Genomic DNA, 14,614 nt, shown 5'->3' with positions numbered 1-14,614 from the left:
ACCGACACTCCGGCCTCGCACGCTCGTTGGCGAAGCATGGCGAACCAGGTGACGGGACGGGCCGCGGGGCGGCTGGCGGACCGGGTGTGCGTGATCACGGGAGCGGCGAGCGGGATCGGCCGCGCGACGGCGGAGCGGTTCCTCTCCGAGGGGGCGCGCGTGGTGGCCGCGGACCTCGACGGGAAACGGCTGGCGACGCTGGAAGGGGTGGTTCCCGTGATCGGCGACGTCTCCGTCGCACAGGACGCCCGGCGGATGATCGACACGGCGGTGGAGCGCTACGGACGGCTCGACGTGCTCGTGGCCAACGCCGGCGTCATCCCGCTGCTCGACATCACCGAGGCCGAGCCGGCCGACTTCGACGCGGTCATGGCCGTCGACGGCCGGGGCATGTTCCTGACCTGCAAGTACGCGATCGAGGCCATGCTCGTCTCGGGCGGCGGGGCGATCGTGTGCACGTCGTCGATCTCGGGGGTCGCCGGGCAGGCGCGGCAGGCGGTCTACGGCCCCGCGAAGTTCGTCGCCACCGGGCTGACCAAGCACCTGGCGGTGGAGTGGGCGGAGCGCGGGATCCGGGTGAACGCGGTGGCCCCGGGCACGATCGAGACGGAGCGGGTCACCGCCGCCCGCGTGGAACCCGGCGGCCCCGAGTACCTCTCCGAGGTTCTCGGCGCCCATCCGATGGCCCGCTTCGGCACCCCGGAGGAGGTGGCCGCCGCCATCCTCTTCCTGGCCTCGGACGAGGCGTCCTTCATCACAGGTGCGATCCTCCCGGTGGACGGCGGCTACCTGGCCCGCTGAGCGGGCCACCCGCCGGGGCGCCGCTCACGGCGCGTGTGCGACGATCACGCGTCGCACACAACACCCTGGGGGTTGCACACCGTGAAACTCGGCAGAATCAAGGGGCTGGGCCGGGCGGTGGGCGCCCTCCTCGCGCTCGCTCTGGGCGGCTCGTTGCTCGGCGCCGCTCCCGCCACCGCCGCGTCGGCGGACTTCGAGTACAAGGTGACGCGCAACGCCGACACGTACCTCGACGTGCCGGGTACGGAGATCGCGTTCGACGCGCTCGCCGGCGAGCGGTCGGTCCTGTGGTCCCGGTACTTCTCCACGGGCCCGGTCTCGGCGCTCGCGGCCGGTGACAACATCGGCAACACCTTCGCCATCCGCTGCCGCAACGCGGACGGCACGGCCCTGCCGGCCGAGACGGAGGCCGGGGCCTTCTGGGCGGCGAACCTGGTGCCGCCGAACGAGACCTCGCTGACCGCGGGCCTCCGCTGGATGTTCATCGCCCCCGCGGACGGCAGCTACACCTGCCGTCTGTCGATCCTCTCGTACTCCTCGATCATCACCGGCGGCCGCACCGTCACGATGCGCGTGCCGGCCGGGGCCGAACTGGCCAGGGCCACCTACTCCTCGATGTCCCGCTGGACGCTGCTCGCCGGCAGCGGCACCACGGTCGCCCGCGGCTCCACCGTCTCCACCCTCGGCTCCACGAACACCCCGACGGGCGAGGACATCATCGTCTACCAGGACGCGGAGCTGACGACCTGCGTGGCCGACTCCGGGATCTGCTCGGGCGGCACCGACGACTACACCTTCACCCGCGCCGAGACCTGGGTCGAGGCGCAGCCCAAGAACGCGGACGGCGCGCTGTGCGGCGGCCCGGTCAAGGGACCGGTCGCGGTGTGGAACATCACCGACGCCAAGCACCACCAGACGGCGGCCAACACCCTGCGCCTGACGAAGGCACAGCTCGGCGGCTGCACCCAGATCCGGATGACGCTGAAGGTGCGGAACGTCGACGGCAACCCGCTGAAGATCCACGACGGCCACGCCTCGGGCCGGATCGCCGCCACGCACGGCGCGGCCTACAGCTACTGACCCACACCCCGCCAGGGCCTGCCCCGAGAGGGGGCAGGCCCGGCGCGCCGGCGACCGGGTGGCGGCTCAGGACTCCCGTGCGGCGCGCCGGCGGCGTATCGCCGTCGTGCCGATCAGGGCGAGCGCCAGGACCGCGCCCGCGCCCGCCGCGGTGGAGGCCGTCGTGACGGCGGGGTCCTCGTGCGGCGCCGGTGCGTCCGCCTGCGGCCTCGCCGGTACGGCCGCCTGGGGCGCGTACCCGCCCGCCGCGCCCTTCTTCGCGTACGCCGAGCCGGGGAGCTTGTCCCCGTACGCCTCGGCGACCCGCTCCCGGTAGGCGGCCAGGCTCGTCCCGTTCTTCCCGACGGCCCGCACCGCGTCCTCGTCCAGCGGCAGCACCTTCGCGCCCTTCTGGACGTACCAGGCGTCGATCTGCGGCTCCCGGAAGACAAGGCCGCCGGGCAGCACGCGCCCGCCCTGCTCGGCGTACCGGATCTCGTCGTCGCCGGTGGCGATGTTCACGACCTGCCAGCCGGCCGGCTGCTTCACGGTCCACAGCGAGGCCTTCCGGCCGTCCGCGGCGACGGCCCGGCTGGCCCGGAACTCGACGCGGGCGACGGGCGCCCCCGCCTTCCCCGCGACGAAGTCCGGGGAGAGGATCCGGACCGGCACGGATCCGCCCTCGACGCTCGGGGCGGCCGCCGAGCGGGCGAGCGCCCCGTCCCGGGCGAAGAACCGGGACAGGGTGTCCAGGGTCTGCGGCGCGGAGGCGGCCTGCTCGGGGGTCGGCGCGGCCGGCAGACCCTCCGCGGCGGCGGCCGGGAGCGCCCCGAGGGCGACGAGGGCGGCGGCGGTCAGGAGACCGGCGCCGATGGCACGTCCGTTCATCGTCGTCACGCCCCGATCCGGTAGAGCGAGTGGGTCCAGGAGAAGGAGTTGTTGTTGACGTACCAGGAGTGCGAGGCCCAGTTGTAGCGGTCGCTGGAGGGCCAGGGGTCGCCCCAGTAGACCCAGCTGTCGGCGTCGTCATAGCCGTAGATCACGTGCATGTGGCCACCGCCGCTCGACCACTGGATGCGGGTCTCGATCGGCCGGTCGGCGTTGATCTCGGTCTGCACGGTCGGGTAGCGCAGCCAGCCGGTCACGTACGAGCCGGGGTTGACGCCCGCCCACCGGAGTCCGGTCTGGACGTTGCCGAGGGTGGCCTGGTTGTTGGGGCAGTCGTAGCCCTGCTGGCGGTTGAAGGCGGCGTTGCAGAACTGGTTCTGGCTGTAGTTGCGGCCGAACCAGGTGGCGATGGTGTTGCCGCCCGCCGCCCAGCACCAGTTGGTCTTCTGCTGGGCCTGCATGGTGATGTTCAACCGCTTGGATCCAAGGGCGGCGACGTCCTCACCGGCGGGCGCGGCGGACGCCGAGGTGGTGGGGACGAGGAAGAGGGCGGCTGCGGCGAGTGCCGCGAAGGACGGTTTCCTGCTGCGCATCGCGTTCCTCCCGTGGAGGGGGGTGGGGATGTGGGGAGTGGAGGAGCGCGTCCGGACGCTGGTCAGGAGCATCGGCCGTTGTCGGGAGCTGGTCAACACGCTTCAATGCGGGGTGACATCGGACTGTGAACGGTGTGACCCGGGTGTGAACGGACGCCCTCGGCCCACCTGCCCGCCCACCTCTCGCGGCGCGACGGTCCGCTCCCCCGTCGTGAACGTTCACTGAGGAGCCCTCGTGAGCCACACCGAGGCCGATCTGGTGCAGCTGCTGCACACCGGCCCCTTCCATCTGGCGCTGCGCACCGCGCTCGCCGTGCGCGGGCTGCCTCTCCAGCGGGTCCAGCATCATCTGGCGCACCGGGGCGTCAGGGTCGGCGTGACGAGCCTGAGCTACTGGCAGCAGGGCGCCCGACGGCCGCAGCGGCCGGAGTCCCTGAAGGCCGTGCGCGCTCTGGAGGAGGTGCTCCAGCTGCCCGGGAACTCGCTCCTGCGGCTCCTGTCGGACGACGCGGCCGGCCGGGCCGAGGTGGAGCGCCCGGCGGGCCGCGCGTACCGCTCGTTGGTGGAGGTGTCCGGCTCGGTCGAGGAGCTGCTCGCGGAGCTGGAGTCCCCGGCGGACGGGGGGCTGCACACGGTGGGGCACCACGAGCGGGTGCGGATCGGGGCGGCGCGGGAGCTGGTGGGGCGCGAGTCGCAGCACGTCGTGCGGGCGCACCGGGACGGGGTCGACCGCTATCTGGCCATCCACCACGGGGATCCGGGGTGCGATCCGTCGCGGGTGGTGGTGCGGGCCGTGGAGAACTGCCGCACCGGGCGAGTGCGGTGGCACGCGGAGACGGGCCTGGTGGTCGCGGAGCTGCTCTTCGACGCGCGGCTGCGGGCCGGGGACACGCACCTGTTCTCGTACGGGTTCGAGGACGGCACGGCGGGGCCGAGCGGGGAGTACATGCGCGGCTTCAGCTTCGCCGGCGGGCAGTACGTGCTCCAGGTGCACTTCGACGAGGCGGCGCTTCCGGTGCGGTGCCGGAGGTTCGCCCAGACCTCGGCGGGCGCGCCGCGCGGCGGCCGTGCGGAGCTGACGCTGAGCGGCCGGCACCGGTCCGTGCACCTCGTGGAGCAGGGGGTGCGCCCGGGGATCCTGGGGATCGACTGGGACTGGTCCTGAGGGCCGGGGGCTGGGGGCTGGGGCTGGGGCTGGGGCCCAGGGCTGGGGGGCGGGGCTGGGGGCGGGGCTGGGGGGCGGGGCTGGGGGGCGGGGCTGGGGGGCGGGGCGCCGTTTCGGTGTGCCCGGCTCCGGGGCTCAGGCCTCGGGTCCGGCGACCAGCTCGCCGTTCTCCACCCGGACCGGGACCTCGGGGAGCGGGACCGTGGCCGGGCCCTTGAGCGCCTTGCCGGTCGTCACGTCGAAGCGGCTGCCGTGGCACGGGCAGTTGCCTTCGTTGTCCTCGATCTTGTCGAGGACGCAGCCGGCGTGGGTGCACTGGGCGCTGAAGGCCTTGTACTGGCCCTTGGCCGGGCAGCTCACCAGGAGCCGCTGCTCGCGGTAGAGCTTGGCGCCGCCGACCGGGACCTCGTCCGGGGCACCGAGGGCGACGGGGGCGGTCGGGGTCGGGACCACGGCGTGGCCGAGCTTCGACTCGGTGGAGCAGGCGGCGACTCCCAGCCCGGCGGCGCCGGCGAGGGCGGCACCCTTCAGTACGGTGCGGCGGCTGGACTGGCCGGACATGAGCGCTCCACGGTGGGATCGGGGCAAGGCGTGACCGAACCGACGATACCGGCGCGCCTTCGCGGGCTGTCGGCCGGGCCGGACCTGAAAGGCGGGGCCCCGGGTGGGGCCCCGCCTCCGGGTCAGGCCTTGCGGGCCCGGGTCGTCGCCTTCTTGGCGGTGGCCTTGGTGGCCGCCGCCTTGGTGGCGGTGGACTTGACGGCGGTGGACTTCGCCGCTGCCGTCTTGGCGGCCGCCTTCTTCGCCGGGGCGGCGGACTTCTTGGCGGGCGCCTTCTTCGCCGCCGCCTTCTTCGCTCCCCGCGGCGCAGGGACGGACCCGCCGGCGTCGCTGATCCGGTCGGCGTCGAGGATCTCGCGGAGGAACTTGCCGGTGTGGCTCGCCGGAACCGAGGCGACCTCCTCCGGCGTGCCCTCGGCGATCACCAGGCCGCCGCCGCTGCCGCCCTCGGGACCCATGTCGATGACCCAGTCGGCGGTCTTGATGACATCGAGGTTGTGCTCGATGACGATCACCGAGTTGCCCTTGTCGACCAGGCCGGAGAGGACCTTGATCAGCTTCGAGATGTCCTCGAAGTGCAGACCCGTGGTCGGCTCGTCCAGGACGTAGACCGTGCGGCCCGTCGAACGCTTCTGGAGCTCGGAGGCGAGCTTCACGCGCTGGGCTTCGCCGCCGGAGAGCGTCGGGGCGGACTGTCCGAGGCGGACGTAGCCCAGGCCGACCTCGTTGAGCGTGCGGAGGTGGCGCGCGATGGTCGGGACGGCCTCGAAGAAGTCGAGGGCCTCCTCGATCGGCATGTTCAGGACCTCGGCGATGGACTTGCCCTTGTAGTGGACCTCCAGGGTCTCCCGGTTGTACCGGTCGCCGTGGCAGACCTCGCACGGGACGTAGACGTCCGGGAGGAAGTTCATCTCGATCTTGATCGTGCCGTCGCCGGAGCAGTTCTCGCAGCGGCCGCCCTTGACGTTGAAGGAGAACCGACCGGGCAGGTAGCCCCGGACCTTGGCCTCCATCGTCTCCGCGAAGAGCTTGCGGACGTGGTCGAAGACCCCGGTGTAGGTCGCCGGGTTCGACCGGGGGGTGCGGCCGATCGGGGACTGGTCGACGTGCACGACCTTGTCGACGAGGTCGTCGCCGTCCACGCGCGTGTGCCGCCCGGGCACCGACTTGGCGCCGTTCAGCTCACGCGCCAGGTGCGTGTAGAGGATGTCGTTGACCAGGGTCGACTTGCCGGAGCCCGAGACGCCCGTGACGGCCGTGAGGACGCCCAGCGGGAAGGAGACGTCGATGTCCCGCAGGTTGTTCTCGCGGGCCCCGTGGACGGTGAGCCGACGCCCGGGGTCCACCGGGCGGCGGATGTCCGGGGTGGCGATCACGCGGCGGCCGGACAGGTACTGCCCGGTCATGGACTCCTCGTTGGCGAGGAGCTCCTTCAGGGAGCCGGAGTGGACGACCTTGCCGCCGTGCTCGCCGGCGCCGGGGCCGATGTCGACGACCCAGTCGGCGACCTTGATGGTGTCCTCGTCGTGCTCGACGACGATGAGCGTGTTGCCCATGTCCCGGAGCCGGACCAGGGTCTCGATGAGGCGGTGGTTGTCGCGCTGGTGGAGGCCGATGGACGGCTCGTCGAGCACGTACAGCACGCCGACCAGGCCGGAGCCGATCTGGGTGGCGAGCCGGATGCGCTGGGCCTCGCCGCCGGAGAGCGTGCCCGCCGCCCGGTTGAGGGAGAGGTAGTCGAGGCCGACGTCGACGAGGAAGCGCAGCCGCTCGTTGACCTCCTTGAGGACCCGCTCGGCGATCTTCTTGTCGCGGGCGTTGAGCGTCAGCCGGGAGAGGAACTCGGCGCAGTCGCTGATGGACATCGCGGAGACCTCGGCGATGGACCGGTCCATGACCGTGACCGCGAGGACGATCGGCTTGAGGCGGCTGCCCTCACAGGTGGGGCAGGGCACCTCGCGCATGTAACCCTCGAAGCGCTCGCGGCTGGAGTCGCTCTCGGCCTCGGAGTGGCGCCGCTTGACGAAGGAGACCGCTCCTTCGAAGGCGGGGCTGGTCCAGGCGCGCTCGCGCCCGTACCGGTTGCGGTAGCGGACCTCGATCTGGGTCTTGTGGCCGTACATGAGGGCCTTCTTGGCCCGCTGCGGAAGGCCTGCGAAGGGGATGTCGGTGCGGAAGCCGAGGGCCTGGGAGAGGCCGTCGATCATCCGGCCGAAGTACTCCTTGGTGTGCCCGTGCGACCAGGGGTGGATGGCGCCCTCGTCGAGCGACTTGTCCTCGTCCGGGACGATCAGCTCGGGGTCGACCTCCATGCGCGTGCCGATGCCGGTGCAGTCGGGGCAGGCACCGAAGGGCGAGTTGAAGGAGAAGGAGCGCGGCTCCAGCTCCTCGAAGGACAGGTCGTCGTACGGGCAGTAGAGGTGCTCCGAGTACATCCGCTCGCGCTCGGGGTCGTCCTCGGGGAGGTCGACGAAGTCGAGCACGACCATGCCGCCGGAGAGGCCGAGCGCGGTCTCGACGGAGTCGGTGAGGCGGCGCTTGGCGCTGTCCTTCACCGTGAGGCGGTCGATGACCACCTCGATCGTGTGCTTCTCCTGCTTCTTCAGCGTCGGCGGCTCGCTCAGCTGCACGGTCACGCCGTCGACCCGGGCGCGGCTGTAGCCCTTGGTCTGGAGGTCGGCGAAGAGGTCGACGAACTCGCCCTTCCGCTCGCGCACGAGCGGCGACAGGACCTGGAAGCGGCTGCCCTCGGGGAGGTCCAGGACCTTGTCGACGATGGCCTGCGGCGACTGGCGGGAGATCGGCCGACGGCACTCGGGACAGTGCGGCTTGCCGATGCGGGCGAAGAGCAGACGGAGGTAGTCGTAGACCTCCGTGATGGTGCCGACCGTCGAGCGCGGGTTGCGCGAGGTCGACTTCTGGTCGATGGAGACGGCGGGCGACAGACCTTCGATGAAGTCGACGTCCGGCTTGTCCATCTGTCCGAGGAACTGCCGGGCGTAGGAGGAGAGCGACTCGACGTAGCGGCGCTGCCCCTCGGCGAAGATCGTGTCGAACGCGAGGGAGGACTTGCCCGATCCCGAGAGCCCGGTGAAGACGATGAGGGAGTCACGCGGGAGGTCGAGCGAGACGTTCTTGAGATTGTGCTCGCGAGCGCCACGAACGATGAGACGGTCGGCCACGCCGGTCCGCACCTTTCTTGAGAGAGCGGATGTCCTGACACACCCAACAACCAAGGATGCCGGATGCTTCCACCGAGCCTATAGCACGCACATTCGATTTCCGGCCGCGTGGAGACCGCTTCACCCGAACGAGTGGCGGCGCTAGGGTCGGCGCCATGATCGACCACGAACGTGATCTCGCCTCTGTCAAAGCAGCGACCGACCGACTCCTGGACGACGCCGCCTCCTGGGACAACGCGGCGACGGCCGAGCCGTCACGGCTTCCCGGCTGGACGCGCGGCCATGTCCTCGCCCACATCGCCCGGAACGCCGACGCTCTGGTGAACGTCCTCCAGGGCCGTCCCATGTACGCCGACGCCGCCACCCGCGACGCCGACATCGAGCGCGACGCGGACCGGCCGCTCGCCGTCCAGCTCGCCGACGTGCGCGAGAGCGGCGACGGCTTCCAGGCCGCGGGCGCCGAGCCCGCCGACTGGAGTCGCACCGTCGAGCTCCGCAACGGCGTCACGGACAGCGCCTCCCGGATCCCCTTCCGCCGCTGGGCCGAGGTGGCCCTGCACCACGTCGACCTGGGTGTCGGCTACGAGCTGGAGGACCTGCCCGAGGAGTTCGTCCAGCGGGAGATCGACTTCCTCGCGGAGCGCTTCACCGGCCAGGCGACCGTGCCGCCGACCCGGATCGTGGCGACGGAGGGCACGGGCACCTGGACCACCGGCTCCGTCGAGGGCGCCGAGGTGACCGTGACCGGCCCCGCCCCCGAGCTCCTCGGCTGGCTCGCCGGCCGCCGCGACGGCTCCGCGCTCAAGACCGAGGGCGGCCCGCTCCCGGCGCTCCCGCCGCTGTAGCACCCCCTGGTGCCGGTGGGCGGAGCTAGGCTGAGCCCATGACGTACAGCGGAAGTGTGAAGGTCGGCGGACCGGCGGACGTGCACGAGCTGACGGACCTGATGATCTCGAAGGTCGCTGTCGGCCCGATGGACAACAACGCATACCTGCTGCGCTGCCGGGCGACCGGCGAGCAGCTGCTGATCGACGCGGCCAACGACGCCGACACGCTGCTCACGCTGATCGGTGACGACGGCATCACCGCCGTCGTCACCACCCACCGGCACGGCGACCACTGGCAGGCCCTGGCGGAGGTCGTCGCCGCGACCGGCGCCCGGACCTACGCGGGGGCGGACGACGTGGAGGGCATCCCGGTCGCCACCGACGTGCCGGTCGCGGACGGCGACACGATCCGGGTGGGCCGGGTCGAGCTGACCGCCCGCAGGCTGGTCGGGCACACGCCCGGCTCGATCGCCCTCGTCTACGACGACCCGCACGGCCACCCGCACGTCTTCACCGGCGACTGCCTCTTCCCCGGCGGGGTGGGCAACACCTGGAAGGACCCTGAGGCCTTCGCGAGCCTCCTCCACGACGTGGAGACCAAGCTCTTCGGCGTCCTCCCGGACGAGTCCTGGGTCTACCCGGGCCACGGCAAGGACACCACGCTCGGTGACGAGCGGCCGCACCTCGCGGAGTGGCGCGAGCGCGGCTGGTGAGCGGCCGTCGTACCGACAGCGCGCGGCTCACCGGCCGCGCGCTTCCGTACGCCCCCGTAACCGGGACGGCCGCCGGGTAGTTGGCGCCACATGCGCCCCAGTCACGCTCCGTCCCCACCCGCTCCCCCGGCTCCACCCGCTCCGCCGTCGATGCTCCGGCTCGCCACCGCCTCGCTCGTCGGCACCGCCATCGAGTTCTTCGACTTCTTCGTCTACGGGACCGCCGCCGCCCTCGTCCTCGGGCCGCTCTTCTTCCCGACCTTCTCCCCGCTCGCCGGGACCCTGGCCGCCTTCGGCACCTTCGCCATCGGCTTCGTCGCCCGCCCGCTGGGCTCGGTCCTCTTCGGGCACGTCGGCGACCGGTACGGCCGCCGGCCGGTCCTCTTCGCCTCGTTGCTCCTGACCGGCTGCGCCACCGTCGCGGTCGGCTGCGTCCCCGCGTACGAGACGCTCGGCATCGCCGCGCCCCTGCTCCTGCTCACCCTCCGCTTCCTCCAGGGACTCGGCCTCGGCGGCGAGTGGGGCGGCGCCGTCCTGCTGACCGCCGAGCACGCGCCGCCGAACCGGCGCGCGCTGTGGGCGAGCTTCCCGCAGATCGGCCCTGCGGTCGGCTTCCTCCTCGCGAACGGGGTGATGCTGGCGCTCACGGCGGGCCTGAGCGACGCGGACTTCCGCTCCTGGGGCTGGCGGGTGCCGTTCTGGGCGGCGGGGCTGCTCGCGGCCGCCGGGCTGCTGCTGCGTTCCTCGCTGGCGGAGACCCCGCAGTTCGAGGAGCTGTCCGCGTCGGGCCGGCGGGCGAGCGCCCCGCTGGCCGAGGTCGCGCGCGACCACTGGCGTCTCGTGCTGCTGACGGCCGGGGCGCTCGCCGTCGGGTACGCGGTGTTCTACACCGTCTCCACCTGGGCCCTGACCTACGGCACCGAGCGGCTCGGGGTGAGCAGCACGGTCATGCTGACCTGTGTGATGGCCGCGGTGGCGGTCAAGGGCGCGGCCACGCCCTTCGTGGCCCTCCTCGCCGACCGCTGGGGCCGCCGCCCGCTGTGCCTCGCGGGGTGCGCGGCCTCGGCGCTCTGGATGTTCCCGATGGTGGCCCTGCTGCACACCGCGGAGCCGTTCCTGATGTTCCTCGGCTTCCTGGGCTCGCTGCTGGCCTTCATCACGATGTTCGCGGTGATCGCCGCGTACCTCCCGGAGCTCTACGAGCCCCGCGTCCGCTGCACGGGCGCGGCCGTCGGCTACAACCTCGCGGGCGTCCTCGGCGGCGCCCTCACGCCGATCGTCGCCACCGCCCTCTCGGCGGACGGCGGCTCGGGCCCGCCCTGGGGTGTAGCCGCCTATCTGACCGTGGTGGCCCTGATCAGCCTGGGCTGCTTCGCGCTGCTGCCGGAGACGCTGCCGGAGCCCTCCGAGGCGGTGGAGGCCGCACCGGCCTGAAGGCCGGGAACACAGGAGCACGAAACGGCGACGGCCGGCCGGGGGCGGGTGCCCCTGGCCGGCCGTCGCCGTGGGTGACGCGTCAGGCGTCGATGCTGTCCTTCTGGACGCCGTCCGCGTCCTCGACACCGTCGGTGCCGGCCGCGCTCTCGGCAGCGGCTCGCTCCGACTGCTTCTTGGAGGCGATCAGGCTGGTGATCGTGGTGACGACCAGGACGCCGCCGATGACCGCCAGCGAGAACCCGATGGAGATCTCCGGGACGTGCACCCCGGACTCGTGCAGGGCGTGCAGGACGAGCTTCACGCCGATGAAGCCGAGGATCACCGACAGGCCGTAGCTGAGGTGGACCAGCTTCTTGAGCAGGCCGCCGATCAGGAAGTACAGCTGCCGCAGGCCCATGAGGGCGAAGGCGTTGGCGGTGAAGACGATGTACGGGTCCTGGGTCAGGCCGAAGATCGCCGGGATGGAGTCGAGGGCGAAGAGGATGTCCGTGGTGCCGATGGCGATCATGACGACCATCAGCGGGGTCAGGACGCGCTTGCCGTTGACGCGGATGAAGAGCTTGGTGCCGTGGTACTTGTCGGCGACGCCGAACTTCTTCTCGACGGACTTGAGGAGACGGTTCTCCTCCCAGTCCTCCTCTTCCTCGTCGGCACGCGCCTCCTGGATGAGCTTCCAGGCGGTGTAGATCAGGAACGCGCCGAAGATGTAGAAGACCCACGAGAAGTTCGCGATGACCGCGGCGCCCGCGACGATGAAGACCGTGCGCAGGACCAGGGCGATCACCACACCCACGAGCAGCACGCGCTGCTGGAGGTGGGACGGGACCGAGAACTTCGCCATGATCAGGATGAAGACGAAGAGGTTGTCGACACTGAGCGACTTCTCGGTGACGTAGCCGGCGAAGAACTCCCCGGCCGCCTGGCTGTTGCCGAACACCAGCAGACCGACTCCGAAGAGCACGGCGAGCACGACCCAGACGATCGTCCAGATTCCGGCTTCCTTGACCGAGACGTCATGGGGCTTCCGCCCGATGAAGAAGTCGGCTCCGATGAGGGCGACCAGACCGAGAATGGTCAGCACCCACAGGGTCATTGAAACGTCCACTGCGCCTCCGGCGTCGTACGGCTACTTGATCAGCGTCGTCGCTGCCGGAGGTCTCTTCCACCCGGGCGGTTCGCACCACGTCCGGGCCGACGCCCCGGGATCGGATCACCGAGGATCCGTCCGTATTGACGGGTACGCCGCGCATGGGGAGTACTCCCCTCCGCACCACGAACACTACCCGAAAGACCAAGAGAAGGTAAAGGGCAGGGTAAAGAGCCACCAAAAGGCCAGGTCAGAGCCAGGTCGAGGCGTGGCCGGAGCCAGGTCAGGGCCGCTTTGCCGGACGGGCCTCCGCGACCTGGGCGAGCACCTGACGGAGGACCCGGCTGCCCGGCGGCAGGAGCGGGGGCTCGTACGACCACGCGTGACCGACCCAAGGATCGGCGAGGTGGTCGTCGGGGACGGGGGTGAGGCGCAGCAGTGAGCGCCACAGGGGATCGAGCACGGGGCCGTACTCGGCGGCGTCCTCCCGGTCGGCCACGATCAGCAGATGGACACCGACGCCCGGGCCCTCGTCGGCCAGGTACCGGAGCCGGGTGACCGCCCGGTCGTCGAAGCCGTGCGGGAAGTCGTGCACGATCAGGAGCTGCCGGGCGTCGTCCAGACCGGGCGGCAGCGCGTCGACCGCGCCGTTCCGCAGGGCCATCTGGAGAAGGTCGACCCGCTCGGTGAGCTGGTCGAGGACGGCCGTGACGCCCGCCGCGCCCCGGGCGGGCGGGGCGGCGAGCACGCCGGTGTCCACGAGCGGCGCGAGCGCGGCGGCGCCGGCCCCGGCCGCGTCCACGACATGGACCGCGAAGCCGCCCGGCGGGTGGACGGCGAGCAGTCTGGCCGCGTGCGCGACCGCGCTGTCGAGGGCGAGCCGCCGCAGCTCCGTCTCGTCGAGGAGGCCGGCCGCCTCCGAGCGGCCGCGCCCGCTGTCCACCCAGAGCCCGCGCTCCATCGGGAGCCGGACGAGCATGGGGATCCGCAGCTCGGTGCGCTCGGGCAGGTGGAGGTCGCCCAGGCGCACGGCCATCGGCTCCTCCGCCGGCGGGCGGTAGGCGTGCCAGGCCGGGTTGTCCCAGCGGGCGTAGGCGGGCGGCAGTGCCGGTTCGACGACCTCTGACTCGACGGCGAGCTGGGCGAGGTCCCGGTCCAGGACCTCCCGTGCCCGCTCCACGAGCTCGTCGTGACGGGCGCGGGCGGCCGACCGCGCGGCGTCGTTCGCGCCGCCGACCCGGGAGCGGTAGTCGGAGAGCGTCTCGTCGAGCTCCCGGTCGAGCCGGGACTCGGCGAACTCGCAGGCGCTGCGGTAGGCGGCGGCGGTACGGGCCAGGTCCTCGAACATCCCCCACACCTGGTTGTACAGGCGCTCGTCCATGGACCAGCCGGCCGCGTCCCCGGCGACGGGGGTGGGGGCGGACTGCCCCTGCGACGCCTGCGGAACGGAAGCAGGGGCGGGCGTGGGAGCCGGCTCCGGCGTGGCGGGCCGGCGCCGGGGGTGGGTGTAGCTGATCGGGCCGCCGGAGGTCTGGGCCGGCCCGGGAACGGCGGGGGTGGGCTCGGAGGCGGGAGCCGGAGTCGCGGTCGGAGCCGGAGTCGCGGTCGGAGCCGACGCCGGCGCCAGGATCGACGCGGCCAGGTCGGCGGGGCGCTCCAGGCCCTGGTCGCCGAGGAGGGCGGCGAGGCCGCCCTCGTACCCCTGGCCCATCGCGCGGACCTTCCAGGCGCCCTGGCGGCGGTAGAGCTCCAGGGCGACGACGGCGGACTCGCTGTCGAGCCCGGTGATCGTGTAGCTGGCGATCTCGGTGCCGTCGGGGCCGGTGACGGCGACGAAGGGGGCGGCGGCCTTCCCGAAGGAGGTCGGTCCGCCGGCGCCCACGGGCAGTGCCAGGAGGACGGAGACGCGGTGGACGGCGTCCGGGACGGCCGCCAGGTCGACGGCGAGGCGCTGATCGGCCCCGGCCTGCCGGGGGACGTCCACACCGGGGAGCGAGGGGGCGACGGGGTGGGCGATCCACTCCACGCCCGGGACCCTGCCCTGCTCGTCGCCGAGGGCGGCTCCGGCGACGACCGGGTGACCGGCCGACACCCTGATCTCCAGTCGGGTGTCGGGCAGGGGGTGGTTCTGCCCCCGGACCAGCTCGGCCGTCATCGGCTCTTTCCCCTCAGCGGTTCCCGGTACGAAGTGGTGCGGACGTGCTGTCATGCGGTGGCGCGGGCGTGCGGTGGTGCGGGCGTGCAGTAGCGCGGTCGTGCGGTGGTGCGGGACAGCTCCCGGCGGCCTGGTGCCTCCGGGAG

Annotated in this window: 12 protein-coding genes; 6 read left to right on the top strand and 6 right to left on the bottom strand. The window is 72.3% G+C overall.

All coding sequences use genetic code 11. The annotated features are described in order from the left end of the window. Window positions 1-36: 36 nt before the first annotated feature. Both DEJ46_RS30100 and DEJ46_RS30095 read left to right on the top strand, forming a co-directional pair. Window positions 37-801: an SDR family NAD(P)-dependent oxidoreductase gene (locus tag DEJ46_RS30100; RefSeq protein ID WP_150271394.1), complete on the top strand. Its 765-nt coding sequence runs from the start codon at window positions 37-39 to the stop codon at window positions 799-801. Between the two features lie 81 nt (window positions 802-882). Further along, complete coding sequence (locus DEJ46_RS30095) at window positions 883-1,881, top strand: hypothetical protein (protein ID WP_223835200.1); 999 nt, start codon at window positions 883-885, stop codon at window positions 1,879-1,881. A gap of 66 nt (window positions 1,882-1,947) precedes the next feature. On the opposite strand, the gene DEJ46_RS30090 is transcribed toward DEJ46_RS30095, so the two are convergent. Further along, window positions 1,948-2,757 (bottom strand): hypothetical protein, encoded by an 810-nt coding sequence (locus DEJ46_RS30090; RefSeq protein WP_411757790.1) that lies wholly within the window; start codon window positions 2,755-2,757, stop codon window positions 1,948-1,950. Then, a complete protein-coding gene (locus DEJ46_RS30085; RefSeq protein ID WP_150271392.1) occupies window positions 2,754-3,341 on the bottom strand; it encodes a papain-like cysteine protease family protein in 588 nt (195 codons plus the stop codon). The genes DEJ46_RS30090 and DEJ46_RS30085 overlap by 4 nt, the downstream gene beginning before the upstream one ends. Before the next feature lie 235 nt (window positions 3,342-3,576). On the opposite strand from DEJ46_RS30085, the gene DEJ46_RS30080 reads away from it, so the two are divergent. Continuing rightward, window positions 3,577-4,506 (top strand): hypothetical protein, encoded by a 930-nt coding sequence (locus DEJ46_RS30080; RefSeq protein WP_150271390.1) that lies wholly within the window; start codon window positions 3,577-3,579, stop codon window positions 4,504-4,506. Window positions 4,507-4,641: 135 nt separating this feature from the next. Here DEJ46_RS30080 and DEJ46_RS30075 read toward each other — a convergent pair whose 3' ends face one another. Beyond that, on the bottom strand, window positions 4,642-5,067 hold the full coding sequence (locus DEJ46_RS30075) for a Rieske (2Fe-2S) protein (protein ID WP_150271389.1): 426 nt from the start codon (window positions 5,065-5,067) through the stop codon (window positions 4,642-4,644). A 122-nt stretch (window positions 5,068-5,189) separates the two neighbouring features. Continuing rightward, window positions 5,190-8,249, bottom strand: a complete 3,060-nt coding sequence (uvrA, locus tag DEJ46_RS30070) for an excinuclease ABC subunit UvrA (RefSeq protein WP_150271387.1) — start codon at window positions 8,247-8,249, stop codon at window positions 5,190-5,192. A 155-nt stretch (window positions 8,250-8,404) separates the two neighbouring features. Between uvrA and DEJ46_RS30065 the strand changes: the two genes are divergently transcribed. From DEJ46_RS30065 to DEJ46_RS30055, 3 genes are all read left to right on the top strand, one after another. Beyond that, window positions 8,405-9,094, top strand: a complete 690-nt coding sequence (locus DEJ46_RS30065; RefSeq protein WP_150271385.1) for a maleylpyruvate isomerase family mycothiol-dependent enzyme — start codon at window positions 8,405-8,407, stop codon at window positions 9,092-9,094. A 38-nt stretch (window positions 9,095-9,132) separates the two neighbouring features. Further along, window positions 9,133-9,789 carry an MBL fold metallo-hydrolase gene (locus DEJ46_RS30060; protein ID WP_150271383.1) on the top strand — a complete coding sequence of 219 codons (657 nt, stop codon included), beginning with the start codon at window positions 9,133-9,135 and terminating at the stop codon, window positions 9,787-9,789. A gap of 150 nt (window positions 9,790-9,939) precedes the next feature. After that, window positions 9,940-11,223 carry an MFS transporter gene (locus DEJ46_RS30055; protein ID WP_150271382.1) on the top strand — a complete coding sequence of 428 codons (1,284 nt, stop codon included), beginning with the start codon at window positions 9,940-9,942 and terminating at the stop codon, window positions 11,221-11,223. Between the two features lie 82 nt (window positions 11,224-11,305). Here the strand turns inward: DEJ46_RS30055 and DEJ46_RS30050 are convergent, their stop codons facing one another. Both DEJ46_RS30050 and DEJ46_RS30045 read right to left on the bottom strand, forming a co-directional pair. Beyond that, window positions 11,306-12,331, bottom strand: coding sequence for a TerC family protein (locus DEJ46_RS30050; RefSeq protein ID WP_150271380.1), 1,026 nt, complete (start codon window positions 12,329-12,331; stop codon window positions 11,306-11,308). A gap of 265 nt (window positions 12,332-12,596) precedes the next feature. After that, window positions 12,597-14,468: a TerD family protein gene (locus DEJ46_RS30045; RefSeq protein ID WP_150271378.1), complete on the bottom strand. Its 1,872-nt coding sequence runs from the start codon at window positions 14,466-14,468 to the stop codon at window positions 12,597-12,599. Window positions 14,469-14,614: the final 146 nt, after the last annotated feature.

It is taken from the genome of Streptomyces venezuelae, assembly GCF_008642375.1.
Classification (GTDB): Bacteria; Actinomycetota; Actinomycetes; order Streptomycetales; family Streptomycetaceae; genus Streptomyces; species Streptomyces venezuelae_G.
Note: the sequence above shows the minus strand (reverse complement) of the source record. Positions and strands in the feature narration are given on the sequence as shown.

Bases quoted from the DNA above. Each gene is read 5' to 3' on its own strand.
- DEJ46_RS30075 (WP_150271389.1), bottom strand. From the start codon at position 5,067: ATGTCCGGCCAGTCCAGCCGCCGCACCGTACTGAAGGGTGCCGCCCTC.
- DEJ46_RS30055 (WP_150271382.1), top strand. From the start codon at position 9,940: ATGCTCCGGCTCGCCACCGCCTCGCTCGTCGGCACCGCCATCGAGTTC.
- DEJ46_RS30100 (WP_150271394.1), top strand. From the start codon at position 37: ATGGCGAACCAGGTGACGGGACGGGCCGCGGGGCGGCTGGCGGACCGG.
- DEJ46_RS30085 (WP_150271392.1), bottom strand. From the start codon at position 3,341: ATGCGCAGCAGGAAACCGTCCTTCGCGGCACTCGCCGCAGCCGCCCTC.
- DEJ46_RS30045 (WP_150271378.1), bottom strand. From the start codon at position 14,468: ATGACGGCCGAGCTGGTCCGGGGGCAGAACCACCCCCTGCCCGACACC.
- DEJ46_RS30065 (WP_150271385.1), top strand. From the start codon at position 8,405: ATGATCGACCACGAACGTGATCTCGCCTCTGTCAAAGCAGCGACCGAC.
- DEJ46_RS30060 (WP_150271383.1), top strand. From the start codon at position 9,133: ATGACGTACAGCGGAAGTGTGAAGGTCGGCGGACCGGCGGACGTGCAC.